Below are 271 nucleotides of genomic sequence, written 5' to 3'. Positions count from 1 at the left end.
GGCGCAGGGTCACCAGGTTTGGCTCATCTACCCGGACGGTTTCGAGTGCGGCGGCACCGAGGGGTGCCCGAACGACTATCGCGCGTTCTTCGGCGAGCCTGGTCCCGTCCTGCCCGATGGCGTCGAGTACTACGACCCGGCCAAGCATGACTGCGTGGCGGTGGCGCCCCTGGGCGTGGACTGCTTCGGGTGAACCGCAGACTCGCCTCACCTGCTCTGCACTCTCAGCGCGTCTCTGAGAGTCGTCCACAATCGCTCGAATCTGTTCCCA

General features: G+C 65.7%; 1 protein-coding gene. It reads left to right on the top strand.

The genetic code is table 11. The features are described from left to right. Positions 1 to 193: hypothetical protein (locus SB660_RS20735; RefSeq protein WP_410584231.1), on the top strand; the 193-nt coding region annotated here is incomplete at its 5' end. Between the last annotated feature and the right edge of the window lie 78 nt (positions 194 to 271).

Source organism: Bacillus sp. SIMBA_005 (assembly GCF_046535585.1).
In the GTDB taxonomy this organism is placed as follows: Bacteria; Bacillota; Bacilli; order Bacillales; family Bacillaceae; genus Bacillus; species Bacillus pumilus.
The sequence above is the reverse complement of the archived record's forward strand: the minus strand, read 5'-3'. Positions and strand labels throughout refer to the sequence as shown.